The organism is Kribbella sp. CA-253562 (genome assembly GCF_050942265.1).
Taxonomy (GTDB): domain Bacteria; phylum Actinomycetota; class Actinomycetes; order Propionibacteriales; family Kribbellaceae; genus Kribbella.
This window is the reverse complement of the sequence record NZ_CP192049.1, coordinates 1,709,949-1,733,279: the sequence shown is the minus strand read 5'-3', so window position 1 is coordinate 1,733,279 and position 23,331 is coordinate 1,709,949. Positions and strand designations below refer to the sequence as shown.

Sequence of the window (23,331 nt, the reverse complement as noted above, 5' to 3'; positions counted from 1 at the left end):
GCCGGTAGATCGAGGACAGCATCGGGCCGACCGGCGGCACGCAGCCGGCCCGGCGACCGGTCCCCTGGCAACCTTCCGCAACGAGCCCGAGGGCACCGGATCCGCAGCACGAGTCGTCGGGCGTACGGGCGAGGCTCGGCCAGTGAGTCGGGGCTCGGCTAGCGGGGGTGGGCGGGCGGGGCTCGGCGATTGGGTCGGGCTCGGCTAGCGGGCGAGGCTCAACTAACGGGTCGGGCTCGGCCAGTGGGTCCGGCTCGGCTAGCGGGCGGGGCTCAACTAGCGGGTCGGGCTCGGGGACTGGGACCAGCTGGCGAGTAGGGCCAGCGCCTGGCGGGATGGTGAGTCCGGGGCGGTTGTGTAGACGAACAGGGTTTGTTCGGGGTCGCCGGGGAAGGTGAGCGACTCGTAGTCGACGGTCAGTTCGCCGACGACGGGGTGGTGCAGGCGTTTGGCGCCGAAGGTGCGTTGGTGGACGTGGTGCTCCGACCACCACTGGCGGAACTCCGGGCTGGCCACCGAGAGTTCGCCGACCAGCTTCTGCGCCTCGGGGTCGTCGGGAGCGTTGCCGGTGTAGAAGCGCAGGCTCTCGACGGCGTTGCGGGCTTGCTGTTCCCAGTCGACGAACAGGTCTCTCGCCTCCTGGGACAGCAGCATCCAGCGGGCGTAGTTGCGTTCGCGGGCCGGCATCCGGTCGAAGTCGGTGAACAGCGCACGCGCCAACCGGTTCGTCGCCAGTACGTCGGTACGGCGGCCGAGCACGAGCGCGGGTTGACTGTCTAGCGTGTCGAGCAACTGGTAGAGCCCGGGTCGCACCCGCTGAACCGGGCGAGCCCGCTGCCGGGGCGCACGAGCCGCGCCGACCAGGTTGCGGAGATGCGTGCGCCCCGCGGCGTCGAGGTCGAGCGCTCCGGCGATCGCGTCGAGCACCTGCGGGGACGGGACGATGCGACGCCCTTGCTCCAGCCGGGTGTAGTAGTCGGTCGAGACGCCGGCCAGCATCGCGACCTCCTCGCGCCGGAGGCCGGCCACGCGGCGTACCCGCCCGTCGGCAGGCAGTCCGGTGGTCTGCGGGTCGCGGGCAGCGCGGGCGCGGCGGAGGAAGTCCGCGAGCTCATGGTTGAGATCGGCCACCTGTTCATGATCGCAGGCCGATCGCCGTCCAGCCTGGGTCGCCGAGTCCCAGGTTGCGACGTCCCACGTTGCGACGTCCCAGGTCGCCGAGTCCCAGGTTGCGGCGTCCCAGGTTGCGGCGTCCCAGGACGAAGGGGGCCGGTTGTACGCCGTTCCGGAGCCGATCGCGGCGGAAAGCTGGAGGCACCGGCCACCACCGGCCGGCCGATCCGGAAGGAACCTCAGATGCCCTACCCCACCACGCGCCCCGCCACCTGGTTCGTCACCGGAACCTCGCGAGGACTGGGACTCGAGCTCGTCACCCAACTGCTGCGCCGCGGCGACAACGTCGTCGCCACCACCCGCTCGGCCGAACGCCTCACCGCCGCACTCGACGGCGCCGACCCGGCCCGGCTGCTCGCCCTCGAAGTCGACCTCGCCGACGAGCAAGCCGTCCGTACGGCGGTCGCCACCGCCAAGCAGCGCTTCGGCGAGCTGGACGTCGTGGTCAACAACGCCGGCTACGGATTCCTCGCCGCCGTCGAGGAAGTCAGCGACGCCGAAGCGCGGCAGATGTTCGACGTTCAGATCTTCGGCACATGGAACGTATTGCGCGCGGTCCTGCCGGGCTTCCGTGAGAACCGCAGCGGCCACGTCATCAACGTCTCGTCGATTCTCGGCCTGACTTCCTTCCCTGGTTGGGGTTTGTACTGCTCGGCCAAGTACGCGCTCGAGGGCCTGACCGAATCGCTCGCCGCCGAGGTCGGTGCCCTCGGCATCGATGTCACGCTCGTCGAACCCGGCTACATGCGGACCGACTTCCTCAGGTCGCAGTCGCTCGGCTTGCCCGCGACGACCGTCGACGCCTACCCCTCGATCCGGGGGATGACATCGACCCACCAGGCGATGCCAGGCACCCAGCTCGGTGACCCCGCCAAGGCAGCCGCCGCGATCATCACCGTCGCCACCCAGGGCGGCGCGCCGTTGCACCAGTTGCTCGGATCGGACTCTCTCGGCCTCGCCGACGCCCGCCTCGAAGCACTGCGCGCCGACTTCACCGCGGGCCGAACGCTCGCGCAGACCACGGACATCCCGCAGGGCTGAGATCTCAGTGTCCGGTGCGGTCCGAGTCGGCGGCCATCGACCCGGTAATCAGCCGGCCTCGACCGCCTCCGGTACGGCGTACCGCGAGCGCCCGGCGGGCCACTGGATCACCAGCACCGCGCTCAGCACGACGGCTCCGCCGAGGAGCTGGATCGCGCCCAGCGACTCGCCGAAGATCGTCGCCGCCAGCACGACGGTGACGACGGGTTCCAGGGTCGAGAGGATCGACGCGGCCGACGGTCCGACCCGGGCCAGGCCGGCGAAGAACGTGAGGATCGCGGCGACGGTGCTGACCACCGCGATCGCGGTCAGCCAGAGCCACCCGCTGGGAGCGAAGTCCAGCCCAGGACCACCCCGTACGCCGGAAACGACCGCGAAGGTGCAGGCCGCGCCCGTGCAGACCAGCGACGACAGCGCGACGGGCGGCATACCCGCGCCGACGCGGTCGCCAGCCAGGATGTACACGGTGTAGGCGATCGCCGCGCCGAAGCCCATCGCGGCGCCGAGTGGGTCGAGAGTGCCGGAGGCAGCGCCGCCGAGCACCAGCGCGGTGCCGACCGAGGCGATCACGAGCGCGGCGATCCGGCGGGCCGAGGCGCGTTCCCGGCGCAGGGCGATCGCGCCGATCATCACCAGAGCCGGGTAGACGTACAGGATCAGCGCGAGCAGCGAGGCGTCCACGCGCTCGAGCGCACCGAAGAAGAGGCCGGACTGCGTCGCGTAGCCGATGCCGCCCATGGCCAGACCGGCCACGAGCGCCGGCCGCCGTACGCCGCGCAGCGCGCCGGTCGTACCGGCGACGACGAGCAGCAGGACGGCGGCGATCGCGAAGCGGATCAGCAACAGGTCGCCGACGCCGACGCCGGCGTCGTACGCGAGCTTGCCGAAGATCGCCATGGCGCCGAAGCAGACGGCGGACAGCAGGCAGAGGAGCGGTCCCATACGACAATGGTCGCAACGCTCAACTGTTCACGTCTATCTCCTCTTTCTGTACGAGATCGAGTAGCGTTGGTGAACGATGCTGGATCTGCGCCGCCTCCGTCTGCTCCGCGAGCTGCACGCCCGCGGAACGATGCACGGCGCCGCGCGAGCGCTCGGGTACACGCCCAGCGCGATCTCCCAGCAGCTCGCCGTCCTCGAACGCGAGGCGGGCGCGAAGCTGCTCGAGCGAACCGGCCGCAACGTGCGCCTCACCGACGCGGGACACGCGCTCGTCCGCCACGCGGCCGTGCTGCTCGACGGTCTGGAAGCCGCCGAGGCGGAGGTGGCCGCGATCGCCGCGGGTCACCCGGCGGGCGTCGTACGGGTGTCGGCGTTCCAGTCGGCCTTCCTGCGCATCGCCGCACCGGCCGTGGCCGCGCTCGCGCAGAGCCATCCCGGCATCCGCGTCGAGGTGACCGAAGCCGAGGTCGAGGAGTCGATCCCGGCCCTGCGCCTGCGCCAGCTCGACGCGGTCGTCGGCGACGAGTACTCCGGCCAGCCGCGACCGGTGCACACCGATCTCGCCCGCGAGCCGCTGGTCCAGGAGCAGGTCCGCCTCGTCCTCCCCGAGAACCATCCGCTGGCCCACAAGGCGCAGGTCCAGATGGCCGACCTCGCCGATGCCCGCTGGGCCGCCTGCCAGCCCGGCACCGGCCATCGCGCCATGCAGATCCGCGCCTGCCGCGACCTGGGCCACTTCGAACCGGACCTGCGCTACGCCTCCGACGACTTCCTCATCCTCGTCGAGATGGTCCGCACCGCCGGCGCCTGCGCCCTCCTGCCCGACCTCGTCCTCGGCTACGGCGTCCCGGGCGTCGCTGTCCGCACCATTGCCGAAGGCACCCTTCACCGCGAGGTCTTCCTGCTCACCCGCACGACCAGAACCCCGGCCGTGGAGGCGGTCGCCGCTGCCTTGCACCACGCGGCGCCGTGACCCTCAGCTGGTCGACTCGTCGTCCGGCTGATCGGCGGTGAGTGCCGCGATGCGGCGGCGAAGGTGGCGGGGCTGAATCAGCAGGTAGGCGAACAGCACGACCCCACACAGGGCCGGAAGCGCCCGCCACCACGGGCGATCGTCATCGACCAGACCCACGACGAAGCCCACCAGCAGGAAGAACGCGCCGAAGGCGATCAGGATCCGGGTCCACCGCTTGTCTGCCTGGTCCAGGTGGCGCCGGGCGTACTCCGCGGCGGCCGCCCGGACCGCCGGATCCGCCGGGATCGGTCCGCGCTGAGCCGCCCGGAGGGCGATCCCCCGCTGCTTCCGAGTGAGCTCGTCGCCGCCCGCGGTCGGCGCGATCGTCTGCTTCAGCTGCCGGCTCACGAAGCCCATCGCGACCCCGAAGAACGGCGCCCCGATCCCGCCCATGATCAACGCCGCGGTCCAGCCGACGTCGCCCAGGTAGTGGGTCCCCAGCGCGAACAACACGCCGTACATGACGCCGGCGACGGTCCCGGCCACCCAGCTCGGTACGTCCTGCGAAGAGATGCGCATGCTGCATCGTCACCGAGACAACCCTCACACACCCACCCGCTCGGTGCGTTTGCAGCTTCTGCCATCAGAATCAACCGCATGAACGATCATCCCACCGGTACGACGCTCAGCATCGGCGACGGCGACAAGGAACTCAGCGAGCGGCTCTCCGCCGGCCTGGACGAGGTCAACTTCGCCGCCACCGGGACCACCGCCGCCGACCAGGGCGAGCTGTCCGTCAAGGTGGTCGACGACGCCGGCGAAATCGTCGGCGGGCTGACCGCGTGGACCTGGGCCGGCCTGCTCGGCATCGAGATGCTGTGGATCCGCGAGGACCGCCGCAGCGAAGGCTGGGGCTCGAAGCTGCTCGCCGCCGCCGAAGAAGAAGCCCGCCGCCGCGGCTGCGACCGCGCCTGCGTCTCGTCGTTCACCTTCCAGGCCCCCGACTTCTACCAACGCCACGGCTACACCGAAACCGGCCGCACCCGCGGCATCCCGGGCGGCGCCGAGGACGTGCACATGTTCAAGAAGCTCGACCCGGGTTCGTGATCGCGGCGGCCGCGCATCACCACCTGACGCACGTCCAGGTCACCAGCTCGTCGGTCTGAACCATCAGCCCGTACGACGCGCCGCCCGGCGCAAGGACTGCCGCCGGATCTTTTCCCGAACGCCGCAGGTTTCGGTTGCGCACCAGCGGCGGGAGCCGTTGCGGGTCAGGTCGACGAACAGCCAGCCGCAGGTCGGACGGCAGACTTTGACCCGGTCGACCTGCGGCGAGGTCAACAGGCGGACGGCGTCCTCCGCGAGCAGATATCGGATCCTGTCGAGGTCGTCGGCCGGCCAGGTCCACCGGAGCTCGTCCTCCCAGCGCGGGACCGCGTGCGCGACGGCGTCGGCGTACGCGTCGCGGATCGAGCGCAGGTCGTCCTCCGCCGGTACGCCGCCGGTCGCGATCGCGTGGAACACCCGGTACGTCGCCTCGCGCAGTGCGATCGCCCGACCGTGGGCGGCCTTCGCCGCGCGGGAGTCCGCCTGCCGCCGGAGTGTGCGGGCGCCGGTGGTGGACACCAGCCCGGCCTTGACCGACCAGCCGATCAGCGCCCGGTAGTCGGGCACGTAGTCACTCACCGGAGCCGGCTCGTACCGCGGCTCGACGGTGTTGACGAAGTCGAGGCACTGGGCGCCGGCAACGAAGTCCACGATTCCCTGATTCCATCGACAACGGTTTTGCTCGCATCATAGCGGGTACGGGGCCGACATGATGCGAGCAAAACCAGAAACGACTGCATCAGGACTCGGCCGTTACCTCGGTGCCGCGGTGGTGATCCGGGCGGTCAACGACGGCGCCTCGGTCGGCCTTGCTCTGCTGGCGCTGGCTGTCCGCCCGGCCCTCGCCGGGGCCCTGGTGGCCGCCCTGGTCGCGCCGCATCTGCTCGGACCGTGGCTCAGCCGAAGCCTGTCCTGGACCGACTCGCGCTACGTCCTCGCCGGATCATTCGTCCTGTACGGCGCCGCAGTCGCCGCGGCCGCGGTGGTGATGGATGACGCACCCACCGTGCTCACAGTGCTGCTCGTCCTGCTCGCCGGCTGCGCGGGACCGATGCTGGCCGGTGGACTCACCAGCAGGCTGCCCCGCGGCGAAACCCCGCGGTCGAGATCGCTCGACAGCGCGACCTGGGGACTCGCGACGACGGCCGGACCTGGACTGGCCGCGGTCACGAACTTGCTGGTCGGTCCGGTCGCCGCGGTGCTGCTGATGGCGTTGGGCGCGCTCGTCGCGGCGGGGCTTGTCCTCACGTTGCCGCCAGCAACCGATTCGCCCGAGCGCGCCGCCGGGATCCGTGAGTGCTTGGCGCACGCCGTGCGCGTCAAACCGCTGCGCACCATGCTTCTCGCGATCGGTCTCACCGGTCTCGGCCTCGGCGCACTGCCGGTGGCGGCACCACTGCTCAGCACCGATCTCGGTCATGCCCCAGGCAGTGGCGGACTGCTCATCACCGCGTACGGCTTCACCAGCCTGATCGGTTCACTCGTCAACGCCCGCAGGCCGTTCGGTGGCTCACCACTGCGAGTGGCCGCCGGCAGCCTCGCCGTCATGGGTTTCGCGGTCGGCGCCGCGGCGGCTGCACCGGCGTACGGCGTGGCTCTTGCGGGGTTCTGCTTACTCGGTCTCGCGAACGGGACACTGCTGCCGACGGTGCTGGCCGTCTGCCGTTCGTATGCACCGGCGAACGGTCACGCGCAATTGCTGGTGCTCGCCAGCAGCGTGAAGATCACCGGGTCCGCACTGGCCGGAATCTGGTCCGGGCTGCTCACGCCCGCCGGCGGGCGCACAGTCGTGGCTGTGGCCGCCGGCGCACTGCTTGCCGCCGCGATCGTTGCCCTGTCTGGGCGAACCAAGGCCGCGGATCAGGGCGCGACGTTGAACCAAGCGCGCAGCGCCGGCACCCGGCGTACGACGAACTGATCGAGCAGCAGCACGGCCGCCAGCGTGATCCCGAAGAGCGGCAGGAACACCGCGAGCGCGGCAACCAGCACAGCCAACGCAGGAGTGGCGCGCAGCGGGAGCCGACCCCGCGGCGCACCGACCGCGGGACCGGTGGGCCGCCGGCGCCACCACATCAACGGCCCGGTCACGCTCATGAAGACCACCCCGGCACAGAACAACGCGGTCGCCCAGAAGTTGACCAGCCCGAGTCGACGCCCTTCGTGCAGCGCGATGCCCTGGGCAACGACCTTCGCCGGCGCGGGATAGTCGCTGTAACCATAGGTGGACACCACCCGGCCGCCGTACTGGTCGACGTGAACGGTGCGCTCCTGGCCGGGGTCCTGGAAGGCGTACCCGATCGCGGAGTAGACGCCCGCATCGTCAGCGGGCAAGGCGATCGTCATCGGGTGCCGCAGCCCGTGCCGTTGCCCGACCGCGATCGCGGTGTCGACGTCGGCCGTCGAGCGGCCCTTCTCGGACGGATCGGAGCTGGGCACCTCGTTCTCGCCCAGTCCCCACGGAACGTTGTGGCTGTGCGGCAGGGATTCGTCCAGCGTCGACGTCGGATCCGACAGCGCGCCATGGTCCTCACTCCACAGCGAACTGCCCTGACTGCTCGCGATCTGCTGGGCCTTCTCGCCCCAGAAACCCGTCCAGGGCAGGCCGGACACGATCAGGAAGAGCAGTCCGACCCCGAGCACCGCGCCGGTACGACCGTGCCGCGACCGCAGCACCGCACCCGCGGCACCGGCCGCCCGGCGCCGCGCCCTCGCGACCCGCCCTCGGAAGAACAGGTAATAGCCCGTCAGCGCCATCACGATCGCCCAGCACGCCGCGACCTCGATCACGAAGTCGCCCACGCGGCCCATCATCAGCTCGCCGTGCAACAGGATCGCGCCACCGGACAAGGTGGTGTCAGGATTCAGCGAGCCGAGCACCGTGCCCTCGTACGGGTCCACGAACACGTCCCGCGGCCCGGCCGCCGTGTCGACCGAGAACACCGTCGAGCGGTCCGGGCCGGACGGTTCGGTCATCGAGACGACCGTGGCGTCCGGCAAGTACTTCCGCACCTCGTCGAGCTGCGCCGAGTACGGCTGCGCGCGCAGCCCCGCCGGCTGTTCCACCTTCATCACGTCGGCGTGCAGCAACGGCTCGAGCTGGAACCGGAACAGGTAGATCAACCCGGTCGTTGCCAACAGCACCACAACCGGGATGACCAGGAAACTCGCGTAGAAGTGCCAGCGCCAGAACGCCCGGAACAAACCCGCACCACGGCTCCGCGGCTGCGCACTCCGCGCCTCGCCTGTCCGGGCCTGCTCGACAGATGTCACGCCCGCCAAACGTTCCACTCACCGCCACAGTTCCTGACGGCGCGAACCCGCGCGTGTCGCCGGCGTACCGGCCGAGGATCTCAGCGTCACCCCGCCGCGAACCGCTCCACCAGGTCCGGGGCGGCGAAGATCGTCAGCGCGCTGATCGTGCTGCGGTCGATGGTCAGCACCGCGACGGCGAACGGCCTGAACTCGTCGCCGGTCGACTCGCGGTAGTACGCGAGCGCGGCCGGCTGGCCGTTCGCGACGGTCGGCACCATCCGGTAGAGGCCGGGCTCGGTCATCACGCTGTCCCGCAGGTGACCGACACAGGTCACCTTGCCCTCGAACCAGACGTCCGACGGTACGAGCTCGAGCCGCGCGTCCGCGCGGAGCAGGTCGCTCATCGCCTCGACGTCGGCCTGTTCGATCGCGGCCATGTAGCGGTCCAGGATCGCCCGCGCCTGCGGCGAGTCCGGCTCGACGACCTCGTCCGTGGTCGGCGCGATCTCGTCCAGCCGCGCGCGGGCCCGCTGCAGGGCGCTCTTGACCGCCGCCACCGACATCTCGAGCATCTCGGCGACCTCGGCGGCCGGGTAGCGCAGAGCCTCCCGCAGGATGAAAACCGCGCGTTGCCGTGGCGGCAGATGCTGCAGGCTGGCCACCAGCGCGAGGCGTACGCCGGCCCGCGCCGCGACGACCTCGGCCGGATCTCCACCTGCGGCGACGTCGGGGAACGGGTCCAGCCACAGCGCCTTCCCGGCGTACGGAGTCATCGGTACGCCGGAATCCTGGCTCGGCGCGAACAAGCCCGACGGCAGTGCTCGGCGTTGCCGCGAGCCCAGCGCGGTCAGGCACTGGTTGGTCGCGATGCGGTACAGCCAGGTGCGCACCGACGACCGGCCCTCGAACGACTCCTGGCCCCGCCACGCCCGCACGTACGTCTCCTGGACGACGTCTTCGGCCTCGTGCAGTGAACCGAGCAGCTTGTAGCAGTGGGCCAGCAGCTCGCCCCGGTGCGACTCGGCATCCGCGAGGAACTGGTCGGGTGCGTCGCCGGCGATCGTTTTCATCCGCTACCCTCCTGCGCCGCGGGCCGGTAGGTGAGATCGACCAGCCCCGGATCGTGCCCCGGTCCGGCCTGGACGAGCTCCCAACGGCGATTCTGCCCGCCGTCGCGGAACAGCGGCGTACCGGCAGGCACGAAAACCGGCACGATCGTCAGCGACAGCTCGTCGACGAGCCCCGCGTCCACCAGGGTCTGCCCGAAGCGACCGTGCCCGTAGACCACGAGATCGTTGCCGTCGGCCTCCTTGAGCGCGTGCACCTCTTCGAGGACGTCGCCGGGCACGACGGTGGTGTTGCGCCAGTCCGCCCGGCGCAGCGTCGACGAGAACACATACTTCGGCATCCGGTTGAGGTGATCGGCGTACGGACCGCTCGCCGCCGGCCACTGCCGCGAGAAGATCTCGTACGTCGTACGCCCCATCAGCAGCGCGTCACTGCGCTGCAGCGCGGCCAGCGACCGCGCGGCGCTGCCCGCCCCGAAGTACGGCCCGGCCCAGGCCGCCGGCGAGCTGATCACCCCGTTCAGCGAGACGAGCACGGACTGGGTCAGTCGGCGACTGTTGGTGTGGGTCATGTCCTGTAGACCCCGCCCGGACCGCAAAGGAATCGGTCAGCCGAGACCCTTCAGCAGCTGCCGGGCCATCACGATGCGCTGGACCTGGTTGGTGCCCTCGTAGATCTGGGTGATCTTGGCGTCGCGCATCATGCGCTCGACCGGGTAGTCGTGGGTGTAGCCGTAGCCGCCGAGGAGTTGGACGGCGTCGGTGGTGACGGCCATCGCGACGTCGGAGGCGAAGCACTTGGCGGCGGCGCCGAAGTAGGTGAGGTCGGCGGCGTTGCGCTCGGAGCGGGCGGCTGCGGCGTACGTGAGCTGGCGGGCGGCCTCGAGCTTCATGCCCATGTCGGCGAGCATGAACTGCAGGCCCTGGAACTCGGCGATCGGCTTGCCGAACTGCTTGCGTTCCTTGACGTAGCCGAGCGCGTAGTCCAGCGCGCCCTGGGCGATGCCGACGGCCTGGGCGGCGATCGTCACCCGGGTGTGGTCGAGCGTCGCCATCGCGGTGGCGAAGCCGGTGCCGGGGTCGCCGATCATCCGCGCCGCCGGGATCCGGACGTTGTCGAAGTAGACCTCGCGGGTCGGCGAGCCCTTGATGCCGAGCTTCTTCTCCGGCGCGCCGAACGACACGCCCTCGTCGGACTTCTCGACCACGAACGCCGAGATGCCCTTGGAGCGGGCGTCGGGGTCGGTCACCGCGAAGACCGTGTAGTAGTCGCTGACGCCGGCGTTGGTGATCCAGCGCTTCACGCCGTTCAGCACGAAGTCGTCACCATCGGCGACCGCGCGGGTCTTCATCGATACCGCGTCGGAGCCGGCTTCGGGCTCGGACAGGCAGTAGGAGAACATCGCGTCCCCGGCCGCGACCGGCGGCAGGTACCGCTGCTTGACCTGCTCGGACGCCGACAGCAGCAGTGGCAGCGAGCCGAGCTTGTTCACCGCGGGGATCAGCGAGGTGGACGCGCAGGCGCGGGCCACCTCCTCGATCACGATCACCGTGGCCAGCGCGTCGGCGCCGGCGCCGCCGTAGGCCTCCGGGATGTGCGGGGCGTGGAAATCGGAGGCCTTCAGCGCGTCGTACGACGCCTTCGGGAACTCGGCGAGCTCGTCGACGTCCCCGGCGTGCGGGGCCACCTTGGCGTCGCAGACGTCGCGGACCGCGGCCCGGATCGCCTCGTGCTCCTCGGACAGCGCGTACAGGTCGAATGAGTTACTCACGAGTTCGAATGTACGACGGATCGCCCGCGACCGGGACCTCGCGACACCGGAAAGTGACCAACGGCGCACAGCCGAGCACCACCTGGACCTGAGCCGTTCACCGGCCCGGACGCCGGATCGGTAGAGTCGCCCGCATGACTGAAGGCACGCCCACCGGCCCGCTGCGGATCGCGGTGATCGGCACCAACTACCTCGGCGCCAACACCGCCGCGGGAATGGCCGAGTTCGGATTCGACGTGATCGGCGTCGAGATCGACGAGCACCGGCTGAAGCTGCTCAACGACGGCAAGGCCCCGCTGTACGAGCCGGGACTGGACCCGTTGCTGAAAAAGCACGTCGACTCCGGACGGCTGCGGTTCACCAAGGACTACCGCGAGATCGCCGACTGGGCCGACGTGCACTTCGTCTGCGTCGGCACCCCGCAGCAGGAGGGCAGCGACGCCGCCGACCTGGCCCAGGTCCACTCGGTCGTCGACATGCTGGCCCCGCTGCTCACCAGGCCCTGCCTGGTGGTCGGCCGCTCTACCGTCCCGGTCGGTACGTCGAAGCTGGTCGAGCAGCGCTTCCACAGCGAGTCCCCGGCCGGCACCGGCGTGGAGATCGCCTGGCAGCCGGAGTTCCTGCGCGAGGCGCACGGCGTCGAGGACACCCTGCACCCGGATCGCCTGGTCTTCGGCGTCCAGTCCGCCGAGGCGGAGGCCAAGCTGCGTCAGGTGTTCGCGACACCGATCGCCGAGGGCAGCCCGGTGGTGGTCTGCAACCTGCCGACCGCCGAGTTGGTCAAGGGCGGCGCGAACGCGTTCCTGGCCACGAAGATCTCCTTCATCAACGCGCTGTCGGAGATGGCCGACGCCACTGGTGCCGACGTCACCCAGCTGGCCGACGCGCTCGGCTTCGACAAGCGGATCGGCCGCGGCATGCTGAACGCGGGCCCCGGGTACGGCGGTGGCTGCCTGCCCAAGGACCTGCGCTCCTTCATGGCCCGCGCCGGTGAGCTCGGGGTCGAAGAGGTGATCACGCTGCTGCGCGAGGTGGACGACATCAACTACCGCCGGCGCGCGCGCATCGTCGACGTCACCCACGAACTGCTCGGCGCCGAGTGGGTCGGCCGCAACGTCACCGTGCTCGGCGCGGCGTTCAAGGCCGGCACCGACGACGTCCGGGACTCGCCCGCGCTCGACATCGCCGGCCGGATCCAGCTGCACGGCGCGACCGTCACCGTCTACGATCCCGAGGCGATGGAGAACGCCCGCCGCGTCCGCCCGACCCTGCGGTACGCCGACTCCGCGGCCGAGGCCTGCGACGGCGCCCACCTGGTACTGCACCTGACCGAGTGGCCCGAGTTCCGCGCGCTCGACCCGGTCGCGCTGAAGGACGTCGTGGCGAACCCGGTGATGCTGGACGCGCGCCTGCTGCTCGACGCGGCCCGGTGGCGCGCCGCGGGCTGGACCTACCGGGCACCCGGCAAGCCGTAGCAACACACAGCCGAGTCCGCGACCCCGTCCCGGGCACGCGGACTCGTGCTGTGCGGGGCAAAGTGTCAGCTGACGGTCAGGTGACGGTGGCGTTGCGCATGACCGGCCGAGTGAGCGCGACGAGACCGATCACGGCCGACGCGGCACTGATGACGAGGCAGACGCCAGTGATGCCGACGGCGTCCAGATCGGCGAGAGTGCCGAGCAGCGGGTTCATCACGACCAGCGCCAGATTCTGGCACAGCACCACGACCGACTGGAGCCGGGACTGGAACTCCCGCTCGACCGAGTTCATCAGCAGCGGCAGTACGTGTCCGGTGAACAGCCCGACCCCGGCCCCACTGACCACAGCCGCGGCCAGCGTCAGCGGGAGCGGGTCGAACTGCGACAGCCCGAGCAGTCCCAGCGCCGCCAGCAGCAGCCCGATCGCGGCGACCATGCCCGGCCGGTTGAACGCTCCCCGCATCAGGATCCGCAGCGCGATCGCGCCGACCCCGATGCTCCGGGCCGCGATCAGCAGCCCCGCCGTCCCGGCCGACCACTGGTGGTCGCGGGCGAGCAGCGGCAGCACCAGCACGTCCATCGGCATCAGCAAGCCGGCCGCCAGCGTCATCGTGATCAGCAGCGTCCGGGTCAACGGCCGGCCGAACGCGACCTTCACTCCTTCCGCGATCGAGCGGAACATGCCCAGCGTCGCCTTCGGCGGGAGCTCGATCGACTTCCCGATCACCGCCAGGACGACGATCATCACCGCGAACGTGAGCGCGTCGAAGCCGGCCGCGGCCGTCAGCCCCGCCCAGCCGACCAGCACACCGCCGACCAGCGTGCCGATCACCGCGAACACCATGCCGGTGACCTGGAAACTGGCCATCGCGCGCGGGATCTGCGCCGGAGGCACGAGCAGCCGGGGCATCGAGCGGGACGACGGCAGGAAGAACGCGTCGATCACGCCGACCACGAGGGCCGTGGCGAGCAGGAGCCAGACCGGCTCGTCGACGGCGATCGTGGCCGGGACCAGCGAAGCGGTGACCACGAACATCGCCGTACAGCTGGCGAGCAGTACCCGCGGGGCGCCGAAGCGGTCACCGACGGCGCCGCCGATCAGCAGCAGCGCCGCGCGCGGGGCGGCAGCCACCAGCAGGACGAGGCCCGCGACCTGACCGCCGTACTGGCTGGCGGACCAGCCGATCGCGAACATCATCGTGAGGTCGCCGAGCAAGGACACGGCAGCGCCGAGCAGCCAGATCCAGTAACGGACCGGGATGCGCTGAGTGTCCGATTCTGCGGGCGGAGTCACGATCGACGACCTTAGACGACAATGGTTGGGATCTCACGGCTACCCGCCCCGGAGATGTGGAAAACCGGCCCGGCGTTGATCTAACGCAGTTCTTCCGCGCCGTCACGCACCGTCGCGCCCTTGGCCCTGGCCAGTTCGGCCAGCGACTCCTGGAACTCGGTCATCTTCGCCAGCAGCTCCGGATCGTGCGCGGCCAGGATCCGGACCGCGAGCAGGCCCGCGTTGCGCGCGTTGCCGATCGACACCGTGGCGACCGGTACGCCGGCCGGCATCTGCACGATCGACAGCAGGGAGTCCATCCCGTCCAGGTACTTCAGCGGCACCGGTACGCCGATCACCGGCAACGGCGTCACGGCGGCCAGCATGCCGGGCAGGTGCGCGGCGCCACCGGCTCCGGCGATCAGCACCTTGAGCCCGCGCCCGTGCGCCTCGCGGCCGTAGTCGATCATCTCCACCGGCATCCGGTGCGCGGAGATCACGTCCGCCTCGAACGGCACGCCGAACTCGGCGCACACCTCGGCGGCGGCCTTCATCACCGGCCAGTCGGAGTCCGACCCCATCACGATGCCCACGGTCATGGCCGGTTCCTCACTCGTCGATCGTGCCGGTCAGGTACGCCGCGGCGTGCCGGGCGCGTTCGCGGACCTCGTCCAGGTCGTCGCCGTACGCCGTCACGTGGCCGACCTTGCGGCCCGGCTTCACGGACTTGCCGTAGAAGTGCACCTTCAGGCCGGGGTCACGCGCCATGCAGTGCAGCAGCCCGAGATGCATGTCCTCGACGTCGCCGCCGAGCACGTTCACCATCACCGTGTACGGCGCCCGCGCGGCCGGCGATCCCAGCGGCAGGTCCAGTACGGCGCGCAGGTGGTTCTCGAACTGGCTGGTGACGGCACCCTCGATCGACCAGTGCCCGGTGTTGTGCGGGCGCATCGCGAGTTCGTTCACCAGCAGGCGGCCGTCGCGGGCCTCGAACATCTCCACCGCGAGGATTCCCACCACGCCCAGCTCACCAGCGATCCGCAGCGCGGTCTGCTGCGCCTGCGCGGCCCGGTCGGCGTCGAGGCCGGGCGCCGGCGCGGTGACCTCGACGCAGATCCCGTCCTTCTGGACCGACTCGACCACCGGGTAGGCGACCGCCTGGCCGTGCGGGCTGCGGGCCACGATCGCGGACAGCTCGCGGACGAAGTCGACCTTCTCCTCCGCCAGGATCGGTACGCCGGAGCCGAACGCCTGCGCGACCGCCGCATCGTCCGGGCCGTCGACGACCCAGACGCCCTTGCCGTCGTACCCGCCGCGGGTCGTCTTGAGAACGACCGGGAAGCCGCCGACGCGCTTGGCGAAGTCGGCGACCTCGTCGGGCGTCGCGACGACCTGGTGAGCCGGCGAGGGCGCGTCGATGGTGTCCAGCCGCTGCCGCATCACCGCCTTGTCCTGCGCGTGCACGAGTGCGTCGGGCCCGGGCCGGACGGCGACGCCGGCGGCCTCCAGCTCGCGGAGCAGCTCGGTCGGCACGTGCTCGTGGTCGAAGGTGACCACGTCCGCCTCGGCCGCGAACGCCTTCACCGTGGCCGGGTCGCGGTAGTCGCCCACCGGCGCGTCGGCGACTGCCTGCGCCGCGGAGACCGCCGGTCCTTCGGCCAGCACCCGCAGCTGGATCCCCAGCGCGACCGCCGACTCCTGCGTCATCCTGGCCAGTTGTCCCCCACCGACCATGCCCACCACGGGGGTCCCGACGGGGAGATCCTTACGCTCGAACTTCACGGTCCTGAGCCTAGTGCCCGGGCAGCCGGACCCCGACAGCGCCCGCTGGGCCGCTTACCGCACGGCACGCGCCACGGCCACCCCGGCACGCGGGGGATTTTCGTGTCGGCCCCCACGCCGGGTACCGTGAAGGGGCCCCAACCAGTTGTCCGTTCACAGAGAGTCCACTGGTCCGTTGAAGATCTTCACCACGCTGTACCGCCAGGTCGAGCATCTGGTGCACGAAGTGGCCAAGTTCGGGCTGGTCGGTCTGCTCGGCATGGTCGTCGATCTGCCGATCTACAACTGGCTGGTGTTCGACAACCCGCTGGTGGTCTTCGGCGAGCACGGCGACGGCATGCTGCACGACAAGCCGGTGACGGCGAAGTTCATCTCGGTCACGGTCGCCACCATTGCGACGTACCTGGGGAACCGGCACTGGACCTGGCGGCACCGCGAGCGCACCGGGCTGCACCGCGAGTACGTGCTGTTCTTCGTGCTGAACGGCATCGGCCTGCTGATCGCGGCCGGCTGCCTGGGCTTCTCGCGCTACGTGCTGGACCTGCACACCGCGCTGGCCGACAACATCTCGGCGAACGTGATCGGCCTGGGCCTGGGCACGCTGTTCCGGTTCTGGTCCTACCGCAAGTGGGTCTTCCGCGAGGAGATCGAGCTGGAAGAGGCCGAGCACCAGACGAAGGCGCCGGACTCCCCGGCCTCGCTGGACGCCGAGTCGACCGGCGACCTGCCCGTGGTGCGCTGACCCGCACAGACTTCGAAGGCCCGGAACAGGACATCCTGTTCCGGGCCTTCGCCTTTGCCGCGATCGACGGTCAGGGCTTGCGGGCGACCGCGCAGTACAGGAAGTTGCCTTCGGCGTCGTTCTCCGCGGCGGGTTCACCCGACGGGTTCCAGTCCGGGACCCGGACCAGGCCGGGCGCGAGCACCCGCAGATCACCGAACAGCGACAGGATCTCGTCCGGCGTCCGGAACCGCAGGTCGGGGAAACTCGTGATCAGCGTCTGCTCGACGGCGTCGGCCAGCCGGGCGGTCGCCCTGCCGTCGCGCGGATTGCAGGCGTGGCTGATCGCGACGAACGAGCCGGACGGCAGCATGTCCAGGTACGCCGCCTGAAGCTGCCGCGCGTGGTCGAGCTCGGGAACGTGGTGCAGCGCGAGCGCCTCGATCAGGGCGACCGGGCGGTGCAGGTCCAGGCCGGTCACCACCGCTTCGTCCGTCAGCACCTGCCGCGGCCGGGTGAAGTCGGCTGCGACGAACGCGGTGTGCTCGTTGTCGACCAGCAGGGCGCGGCCGTGGGCGACGACCGACGGGTCGTTGTCGACGTACACGACCTTGGCGGTCGGGTGGACGCGCTGGGCGACCTGGTGGAGGTTCTGCGCGGTCGGCAGGCCGGCGCCGAGGTCGAGGAACTGGTCGATCCGGTGCTCACGGGCCAGCCAGCCGACCACGCGCCGCAGCCAGCGCCGGTTCTCGCGGGCCCAGAGCGGCAGGTCGGGCGCGACCTCGAGGAGGCGGCCGCAGATCGCCCGGTCGGACGCGTAGTGGTCCTTGCCGCCGAGCAGCAGGTCGTAGACCCGGGCGACGCTCGGCCTGGTCACGTCGACGAGAGGTGGTGGCTCGCTGAGTTGCTCCATGCGCCGAGATTGTCGTCCGGCGGCGCACCGCGACAGGCCAGTTCGCGGGGCAGCCCGGGGCAGATCAGCGGCGGCCGTTGTCCTCGGAGCTGAACAGGGTCTCGGCGTCCGGCTCCGCGGCCGGCTGCTGGCGGATCCGCTGGTGCTGCGGCGGTGCCTCGTCGTCGAGGTAACCGTCGCCGGGCTTGCCGTCCGGGCCGCCGAACAGCAGGTCGGACATCTTCAGGTGCATCTGCTCGACGTGCGGGACGTCGGGCAGCACCACGTGACCGCCCTCGCTGGCCGACTGGATCTGCAGCGTGCCGCAGCCGAGCATCCGGTCGATCAGGCCGTGCTCGTAGGACACGTCGTTGATCCGCATCAGCGGGATGTCCCGGCCGGTGCGGGTCAGGATGCCGTGCCGGGTGATCAGCCGCCGGTTGGTCAGCGTGTACGACGAGAAGAACCAGTTCAGGAACGGCTTGGCCCCGAACACCAGCACGATCAGCAGGCCGATCACGCCGATCGCGATCCGGGCCGGCGTCTGCAGGCTGCCCGACGGCACGACCGCGGCCAGGAACCCGCCGCCGGCCGCCGCCACGAGCAGCAGGAACACCGGGAAGATCAGTGCCTTCCAGTGCGTCCGGGTGCTGACGACGACGTACTCGTCCTCACCCAACAACTTCGCCGAGATCGCCATGGCTCCAGTCTCACAGTTCCGGGGGCGAAATGTCGCGGGGCGACACGATGGTTGAAGACTTCACAAATTGCATACCGTTCCGCGAAGATGCCCAGGGGCGTTCGCGCCCTGGGGGCCACAACCTGGGGGGCGACCACTCGAAGGAGTCGTGATGGGCATCTTGTCGGTCCTCGATCGGGAGCACAGCGTCGCGCCCCCGGGCTACAGCCGCTGGCTGATCCCGCCGGCCGCGCTGGCGGTGCACCTGTGCATCGGTCAGGCCTACGCCACGTCGGTCTACAAGACCTCGCTGGTCCAGCACTTCGACGCCAGCCAGACCGCGATCGGCGTGATCTTCAGCATCGCGATCGTGATGCTCGGGCTGTCGGCCGCGATCGGCGGCACCTGGGTGGAGCGCAACGGACCGCGCAAGGCGATGTTCGTCTCGGCGTCCTTCTGGGCCACCGGGTTCCTGGTCGGTGCCCTGGGCATCGGTACCGGCCAGCTCTGGCTGGTCTACCTCGGGTACGGCGTGATCGGCGGCATCGGTCTCGGGATCGGCTACATCTCCCCGGTGTCGACGCTGATCAAGTGGTTCCCCGACCGCCCGGGCCTGGCCACCGGCCTGGCGATCATGGGCTTCGGCGGCGGCGCGCTGGTCGCCAGCCCGCTGTCACGCCAGCTGCTCGGCCTGTACGACGACGGCTACGACCCGAACAACTCGGCGTCGGTCGCCGACGGCGGCGCACTCGTCGCGCTGTTCCTCACCCTGGGCATCGGCTACTTCCTGATCATGATGTTCGGCGTCTTCAACATCCGGGTGCCCGCCGAGGGCTGGAAGCCGGACGGCTTCGATCCGTCGACGGTCAAGCAGAAGGCGCTGGTCACGACCGCCAACGTGTCGGCGGCGAACGCGATCAAGACCCCGCAGTTCTGGCTGCTGTGGGTCGTACTGCTCTGCAACGTCACCGCCGGCATCGGCATCCTGGAGCAGGCAAGCCCGATGATCCAGGACTTCTTCCGCGGCGCGGACGGCAAGTCCTCGGTCGCGGTCGCCGCGGCGGCCGGCTTCGTCGGCGTGCTGTCGATCTTCAACATGGCGGGCCGGTTCGGCTGGTCGACCACGTCGGACCTGATCGGCCGCAAGCCGATCTACGCGCTGTACCTCGGCGCCGGCATTATCGCGTACGCGTTGCTGGCCACCGTCGGGCACACCAGCACGATCGTGTTCGTGCTGCTGGCCGCGGTGATCCTGTCCTTCTACGGCGGCGGATTCGCCACCGTACCGGCGTATCTGCGGGACCTGTTCGGCACCTACCAGGTCGGTGCGATCCACGGCCGGCTGCTGACCGCGTGGTCGGCAGCCGGCGTGTTCGGACCGCTGATCATCAACGGCTTCCTGGACCGCGAAGGCAAGCCCGGCACGCTGACCGAGGAGGCCTACAGCCCGGCGCTGTTCACGATGGTCGGCGTACTGGCGATCGGGTTCGTCGCCAACCTGCTGATCCGCCCGGTCTCGGAGCGGTTCCACGAGAAGTCCAGCAGCACCGAAGCCGCGGAGGCCGCGAAATGAACCAGACCCCTCGACTCGTCGTGTCCTGGGCGCTCGTCGCCGTCCTGCTCGGCTACGGCGTGATCCAGACGCTGATCACCGCGGCGAAGCTGTTCACCCACTAGCTCGCAAGTGCGTCACGTCGCCGGCGGCCAGCGCGTGCGGGCCGTCGGCGGCGTCGACCAGCAGCCGGCCGTCGGTGTCCAGACCCGTCGCCGTGCCCTCCAGGAACTTCCCGTCCGGCAGCTCCACCCGGACCGGCCGGCCGATCGTTGCCGAGAGCCCCTGGTAGTCGGGCAGAATCACCGCCGGGTCACCCGCCGCCTCCACCCACTCCTGGTAGCGAACCGCCAGCTCCCGCAGTACGGCGGCTAGCACCGTCACCCGGTCCGTCGTCGCCGCGCCCTCCAGCGCCAGCGAGGTCGCCCCGGGATGCGGCCGCTCGTCCGCGCGCAGCGTGACGTTCAGGCCCATGCCGACGATCGCCGCCGGCCCTTCGACCCGCTCGAGGAGGATGCCCGCGAGCTTGCGGTCCTCCACCAGGACGTCGTTCGGCCACTTCACCTGCGCCGGGATCTCGGCCACCCGTCGTACGGCGGAAGTGACGGCCAGCGAGACCAGCAGACCCAGCCACGGCCAGCGGGCGGCCGGAACCGCGGTCGGACGCAGCAGGACCGACGTGAGCAGGGCAGAGCGCGGCGGAGTGGTCCACGTGCGACCCAGCCGTCCCCGTCCGGACGACTGATACTCCGCTGTCGCTACCAAGCCCTCAGGAGCTCCGGCGCGTGCAGCAGCGGCCAGGACGGCGTTGGTGGACGGCGTCTCGGTCAGTACGTCGATCTGCGTCCACAGCCCACCGGGACGCACCAGGCGCCCGCGCAGGAACTTCTCGTCCAGCGGCGGGCGCTCCAGATCACCGAACTGCAGGTGATCGGCCATCAGCCGGTGTTCTGCAGGCCGGCGGCAACGCCCGACACGGTCAGCAGCAGCAGCCGGCGCGTGCGCACGATCTGCTCCTCGTCCAGTGAGTCGTCGGTGCGCAGGGTCCGCAAGGCTCGCAGCTGCAGGTAGCTCAGCGCGTCGACGTACGGGTTGCGCAGCTCGACCGCACGGCCCAGTACGCGCCGGCCGGCCAGCAGGCGGTCGCTGCCGAGCACCTTGAGCACCCACTCGGTGGTCAGCTCGTGCTCGTCCAGCATCAGCTGGCTCAGGTCCGGCCGGTCGCCCAGTTCCAGGTAGCGGCCGAGGATGCGCCGGTCGGTCTTGGCCAGCGACATCTCCGCGTTCTCCAGCATCACCTGGAACAGCGGCCAGTTCTTGTTGGCGTCCTGCAGTACGGCGACGTCGCCGACCGCCGCGAGCGCCGAGCCCAGGCCGTACCAGCCCGGGGCGTTCACGCGGGCCTGCGACCAGGCGAACACCCACGGGATCGCCCGCAGGTCCTCCAGCGAGGACACCGCGACGCCGCGCCGCGCGGGACGCGACCCGAGCGGCAGCTGGCCGAGCTCCTCCAGCGGCGTCACCCGGCCGAACCACTCGGCGAACCCGTCGGCCTTCACCAGCCGGTGGTACGCCGTCCGGGCGGCCTCGTCGAGCACCTTCTCCACCTCGCCGAACCGGTCGGCGGCCGCGGCGGCCCGCTGCTCGATCGCCGGGGTGGAGGCCAGCAGCGTGGCGGCGGTGACCTGCTCGATGTGCCGCTGCGCGATCGCGGCGTTGCCGTAGCGGGCCGGGATCGCCTCGCCCTGCTCGGTGAGCTTGAACCGGCCGCCGACCGAGCCGGGCGCCTGCGCGAGCACGGCACGGTTCGCCGGACCGCCACCGCGGCCGAGCGCGCCGCCACGGCCGTGGAACAGCGTCAGCCGGATCGCGTTGCGCTGGGCCCAGGCGGTGATCCGCGCCTGCGCGTCGTACAGGGCGAGGGTGGCCGAGACCGGGCCGACGTCCTTGGCGGAGTCGGAGTAGCCGAGCATCACCTCGAAGCGGCGGTCGTTCGCGGTCAGCCGGTGCCGGACGCGGGTCAGCTGGATCGCGTTGTCCAGCACCTCGACGGAGTTCTGCAGGTCCTCGCCGGTCTCGAACAGCGGGACCACGTCCAGCTCGATCGGCCGGCCGTCCATCGCCGCGTCGGCCAGCTCGTAGACCGCCGCGAGGTCCCCGGCGTTGCGGGTGAACGACACGACGTACCGGCGGCACGCCTCGGGGCCGAACCGCTGCTGGATCTGCCCGATCACCCGCAGCGTCGCCAGCACCTCCTCGGTCTGGTCGGACAGCTCGCCGCCGCCCAGGACCTCCTCGAGTGCCTTCGCGTGCACCGACGAGTGCTGGCGGACCTCTAGCTCGGCCAGGTGGAAGCCGAACGAGCTGACCTGCCAGATGAGCTGCTGGAGCTGCCCGTACGCCTGGCGGGGCGCGCCGGCCGAGACCAGCGAGTCCTGCAGCACCTTCAGCTCGTGCAGGAAATCAGCGGCGCGCGGGTAGCCGAAGTCGGCGTCGCGGGCGCGGGTCGCGGCCAGCCGGCGGGCGGCGAGCAGCAGGAGCTGCCGGTGCGGCTCGGACGGCGAGCGGGTCTCGATGTCGGCGATCAGCTCCGGGTTGACCGCGCGGGCGTCCTCGAGGATCCGGCGGACCGGCGCGGACGGCGGCGTGGTCGCCGCGTCCAGCGTCAGGGACCGGCCGAGCTCGTCGGTCGCCAGCTCGAGCGCCCGCAGGACGTGGTCGGCCTGGATCTGCATCGCCTCGCGGGTGATCGCGGCGGTGACGTTCGGGTTGCCGTCGCGGTCGCCGCCGATCCAGGACCCGAGCCGGACGAACGGCGCCACCACCGGCGGGCGGATCCCGGCGTCGTCACCGGCCAGCGCGTCGTCGAGCCGGCGGTAGACGTTGCCGACGACATCGAACAGGGTCTCCTCGAAGACCGCCATCGCCGAGCGCACCTCGTCCAGCGGAGTGGGCCGGCTGGTCCGCAGCTGCGACGTCCGCCAGAGGATGTCGACCTGCTCGACCAGGCGGCGCCGGTTCTCGGCCAGCTCGCTGTCACCGGCGCGCGGGTCGTTGCGCTCCTCCAGCAGCGAGGAGATCCGCCGGATCGTCGCCAGTACGGCGCGGCGCCGGGCCTCGGTCGGGTGCGCGGTCAGCACCGGGCGGAACTCCAGCCCGTTGAGCAGCGCGCGAGCCTGCTGCTCGCCGGCGTCGGCGGAGATCTGCTCGACCGCCTGGGCCAGCTCCGAGACCACCGGGGCGTCGCCGGAGCGGTCGCGCTCGCGCAGGACGCGCGCGCGGTGCAGCTCCTCGCTCAGGTTGGTGAGGTGGAAGTAGCAGGTGAACGCGCGGGCGACGTCCTCGGCCCGCTCGTGCGGCCAGGTCGCGACCAGCTGCTCGGCCGCTTCGCCGTCGCCGGCGATGGTCAGCTCGCGCAGCTTCTCCACGTCGTCGAGCAGCGGCTGTCCGGCGTACTCGACCAGGATGCGGCCCAGGATCTCGCCGAGCAGGCGGACGTCGGCCCGCAGCTCCTCAGGGACTTCGAAACGTGCGCGGGTACGGGTGCGGGCGTTCGCCTGACTGCCGGTCTCGGTCACGTTCGCCCACGATATCCGTGGCCGCGCTCACTTGCCGCATGGTCCGGCCTGTGAACAGCAGAATGTG

At 70.8% G+C, this 23,331-nt stretch carries 24 protein-coding genes; 8 read left to right on the top strand and 16 right to left on the bottom strand.

What is annotated here, in order from left to right; genetic code table 11:
• Window positions 1–276: 276 nt before the first annotated feature.
• Window positions 277–1,131 carry a helix-turn-helix domain-containing protein gene (locus ACQPXM_RS08400; protein WP_432946502.1) on the bottom strand — a complete coding sequence of 285 codons (855 nt, stop codon included), beginning with the start codon at window positions 1,129–1,131 and terminating at the stop codon, window positions 277–279.
• Window positions 1,132–1,135: 4 nt separating this feature from the next.
• Entirely contained in the window at window positions 1,136–1,318 is a 183-nt protein-coding gene (locus ACQPXM_RS08395) for a hypothetical protein (RefSeq protein ID WP_432946500.1), read from the bottom strand.
• Between the two features lie 38 nt (window positions 1,319–1,356).
• On the opposite strand from ACQPXM_RS08395, the gene ACQPXM_RS08390 reads away from it, so the two are divergent.
• Window positions 1,357–2,214: an SDR family NAD(P)-dependent oxidoreductase gene (locus ACQPXM_RS08390; RefSeq protein WP_432946498.1), complete on the top strand. Its 858-nt coding sequence runs from the start codon at window positions 1,357–1,359 to the stop codon at window positions 2,212–2,214.
• A gap of 48 nt (window positions 2,215–2,262) precedes the next feature.
• Here the strand turns inward: ACQPXM_RS08390 and ACQPXM_RS08385 are convergent, their stop codons facing one another.
• A complete protein-coding gene (locus ACQPXM_RS08385; protein WP_432946496.1) occupies window positions 2,263–3,156 on the bottom strand; it encodes a DMT family transporter in 894 nt (297 codons plus the stop codon).
• A 76-nt stretch (window positions 3,157–3,232) separates the two neighbouring features.
• Here ACQPXM_RS08385 and ACQPXM_RS08380 point away from each other — a divergent pair, with 76 nt between their 5' ends.
• Complete coding sequence (locus ACQPXM_RS08380; protein WP_432946494.1) at window positions 3,233–4,129, top strand: LysR family transcriptional regulator; 897 nt, start codon at window positions 3,233–3,235, stop codon at window positions 4,127–4,129.
• Between the two features lie 3 nt (window positions 4,130–4,132).
• Here the strand turns inward: ACQPXM_RS08380 and ACQPXM_RS08375 are convergent, their stop codons facing one another.
• On the bottom strand, window positions 4,133–4,690 hold the full coding sequence (locus ACQPXM_RS08375) for a hypothetical protein (RefSeq protein ID WP_432946492.1): 558 nt from the start codon (window positions 4,688–4,690) through the stop codon (window positions 4,133–4,135).
• 78 nt (window positions 4,691–4,768) lie between these two features.
• Here ACQPXM_RS08375 and ACQPXM_RS08370 point away from each other — a divergent pair, with 78 nt between their 5' ends.
• Window positions 4,769–5,218, top strand: coding sequence for a GNAT family N-acetyltransferase (locus ACQPXM_RS08370; protein WP_432946490.1), 450 nt, complete (start codon window positions 4,769–4,771; stop codon window positions 5,216–5,218).
• A gap of 63 nt (window positions 5,219–5,281) precedes the next feature.
• Here the strand turns inward: ACQPXM_RS08370 and ACQPXM_RS08365 are convergent, their stop codons facing one another.
• Window positions 5,282–5,869, bottom strand: coding sequence for a CGNR zinc finger domain-containing protein (locus ACQPXM_RS08365; RefSeq protein WP_432946488.1), 588 nt, complete (start codon window positions 5,867–5,869; stop codon window positions 5,282–5,284).
• Window positions 5,870–5,987: 118 nt separating this feature from the next.
• Here ACQPXM_RS08365 and ACQPXM_RS08360 point away from each other — a divergent pair, with 118 nt between their 5' ends.
• Window positions 5,988–7,136: a hypothetical protein gene (locus ACQPXM_RS08360; RefSeq protein WP_432946486.1), complete on the top strand. Its 1,149-nt coding sequence runs from the start codon at window positions 5,988–5,990 to the stop codon at window positions 7,134–7,136.
• Here the strand turns inward: ACQPXM_RS08360 and ACQPXM_RS08355 are convergent.
• The 4 genes from ACQPXM_RS08355 to ACQPXM_RS08340 all read right to left on the bottom strand — a co-directional run bounded on the left by ACQPXM_RS08355 (window position 7,079) and on the right by ACQPXM_RS08340 (window position 11,309).
• Window positions 7,079–8,488: a PepSY-associated TM helix domain-containing protein gene (locus tag ACQPXM_RS08355; RefSeq protein ID WP_432946484.1), complete on the bottom strand. Its 1,410-nt coding sequence runs from the start codon at window positions 8,486–8,488 to the stop codon at window positions 7,079–7,081. The two genes, ACQPXM_RS08360 and ACQPXM_RS08355, sit on opposite strands and share 58 nt — an antisense overlap.
• 86 nt (window positions 8,489–8,574) lie before the next feature.
• Complete coding sequence (locus ACQPXM_RS08350) at window positions 8,575–9,540, bottom strand: RNA polymerase subunit sigma-70 (protein ID WP_432946482.1); 966 nt, start codon at window positions 9,538–9,540, stop codon at window positions 8,575–8,577.
• Window positions 9,537–10,109, bottom strand: a complete 573-nt coding sequence (locus ACQPXM_RS08345) for a dihydrofolate reductase family protein (RefSeq protein WP_432946480.1) — start codon at window positions 10,107–10,109, stop codon at window positions 9,537–9,539. The genes ACQPXM_RS08350 and ACQPXM_RS08345 overlap by 4 nt, the downstream gene beginning before the upstream one ends.
• A 36-nt stretch (window positions 10,110–10,145) precedes the next feature.
• Window positions 10,146–11,309, bottom strand: a complete 1,164-nt coding sequence (locus ACQPXM_RS08340) for an acyl-CoA dehydrogenase family protein (RefSeq protein ID WP_432946478.1) — start codon at window positions 11,307–11,309, stop codon at window positions 10,146–10,148.
• 134 nt (window positions 11,310–11,443) lie between these two features.
• Here ACQPXM_RS08340 and ACQPXM_RS08335 point away from each other — a divergent pair, with 134 nt between their 5' ends.
• A complete protein-coding gene (locus ACQPXM_RS08335; protein ID WP_432946476.1) occupies window positions 11,444–12,784 on the top strand; it encodes a UDP-glucose dehydrogenase family protein in 1,341 nt (446 codons plus the stop codon).
• A gap of 76 nt (window positions 12,785–12,860) precedes the next feature.
• Here the strand turns inward: ACQPXM_RS08335 and ACQPXM_RS08330 are convergent, their stop codons facing one another.
• The 3 genes from ACQPXM_RS08330 to ACQPXM_RS08320 all read right to left on the bottom strand — a co-directional run bounded on the left by ACQPXM_RS08330 (window position 12,861) and on the right by ACQPXM_RS08320 (window position 15,842).
• The gene (locus tag ACQPXM_RS08330; protein WP_432946474.1) at window positions 12,861–14,081 is read right to left on the bottom strand and encodes an MFS transporter; all 1,221 of its coding nucleotides are present in this window, start codon (window positions 14,079–14,081) and stop codon (window positions 12,861–12,863) included.
• A gap of 80 nt (window positions 14,082–14,161) precedes the next feature.
• A complete protein-coding gene (purE, locus tag ACQPXM_RS08325) occupies window positions 14,162–14,659 on the bottom strand; it encodes a 5-(carboxyamino)imidazole ribonucleotide mutase (RefSeq protein WP_432946473.1) in 498 nt (165 codons plus the stop codon).
• A 10-nt stretch (window positions 14,660–14,669) separates the two neighbouring features.
• Window positions 14,670–15,842 (bottom strand): 5-(carboxyamino)imidazole ribonucleotide synthase, encoded by a 1,173-nt coding sequence (locus ACQPXM_RS08320; RefSeq protein ID WP_432946471.1) that lies wholly within the window; start codon window positions 15,840–15,842, stop codon window positions 14,670–14,672.
• A gap of 175 nt (window positions 15,843–16,017) precedes the next feature.
• Between ACQPXM_RS08320 and ACQPXM_RS08315 the strand changes: the two genes are divergently transcribed.
• Window positions 16,018–16,584 carry a GtrA family protein gene (locus ACQPXM_RS08315; protein WP_432946469.1) on the top strand — a complete coding sequence of 189 codons (567 nt, stop codon included), beginning with the start codon at window positions 16,018–16,020 and terminating at the stop codon, window positions 16,582–16,584.
• Window positions 16,585–16,654: 70 nt separating this feature from the next.
• Here ACQPXM_RS08315 and ACQPXM_RS08310 read toward each other — a convergent pair whose 3' ends face one another.
• Window positions 16,655–17,476, bottom strand: a complete 822-nt coding sequence (locus tag ACQPXM_RS08310; protein ID WP_432946467.1) for an SAM-dependent methyltransferase — start codon at window positions 17,474–17,476, stop codon at window positions 16,655–16,657.
• 64 nt (window positions 17,477–17,540) lie between these two features.
• Complete coding sequence (locus ACQPXM_RS08305; protein ID WP_432946465.1) at window positions 17,541–18,155, bottom strand: PH domain-containing protein; 615 nt, start codon at window positions 18,153–18,155, stop codon at window positions 17,541–17,543.
• 151 nt (window positions 18,156–18,306) lie between these two features.
• Here ACQPXM_RS08305 and ACQPXM_RS08300 point away from each other — a divergent pair, with 151 nt between their 5' ends.
• Both ACQPXM_RS08300 and ACQPXM_RS08295 read left to right on the top strand, forming a co-directional pair.
• Complete coding sequence (locus ACQPXM_RS08300; protein ID WP_432946463.1) at window positions 18,307–19,707, top strand: OFA family MFS transporter; 1,401 nt, start codon at window positions 18,307–18,309, stop codon at window positions 19,705–19,707.
• Window positions 19,704–19,811 carry an MFS transporter small subunit gene (locus ACQPXM_RS08295; RefSeq protein WP_425553121.1) on the top strand — a complete coding sequence of 36 codons (108 nt, stop codon included), beginning with the start codon at window positions 19,704–19,706 and terminating at the stop codon, window positions 19,809–19,811. Before ACQPXM_RS08300 ends, ACQPXM_RS08295 begins: the two co-directional genes overlap by 4 nt.
• Here the strand turns inward: ACQPXM_RS08295 and ACQPXM_RS08290 are convergent.
• Both ACQPXM_RS08290 and ACQPXM_RS08285 read right to left on the bottom strand, forming a co-directional pair.
• Window positions 19,801–20,625: a biotin--[acetyl-CoA-carboxylase] ligase gene (locus ACQPXM_RS08290; RefSeq protein ID WP_432946460.1), complete on the bottom strand. Its 825-nt coding sequence runs from the start codon at window positions 20,623–20,625 to the stop codon at window positions 19,801–19,803. The genes ACQPXM_RS08295 and ACQPXM_RS08290 overlap by 11 nt on opposite strands.
• On the bottom strand, window positions 20,625–23,264 hold the full coding sequence (locus ACQPXM_RS08285) for a phosphoenolpyruvate carboxylase (RefSeq protein WP_432946458.1): 2,640 nt from the start codon (window positions 23,262–23,264) through the stop codon (window positions 20,625–20,627). Before ACQPXM_RS08285 ends, ACQPXM_RS08290 begins: the two co-directional genes overlap by 1 nt.
• Window positions 23,265–23,331: the final 67 nt, after the last annotated feature.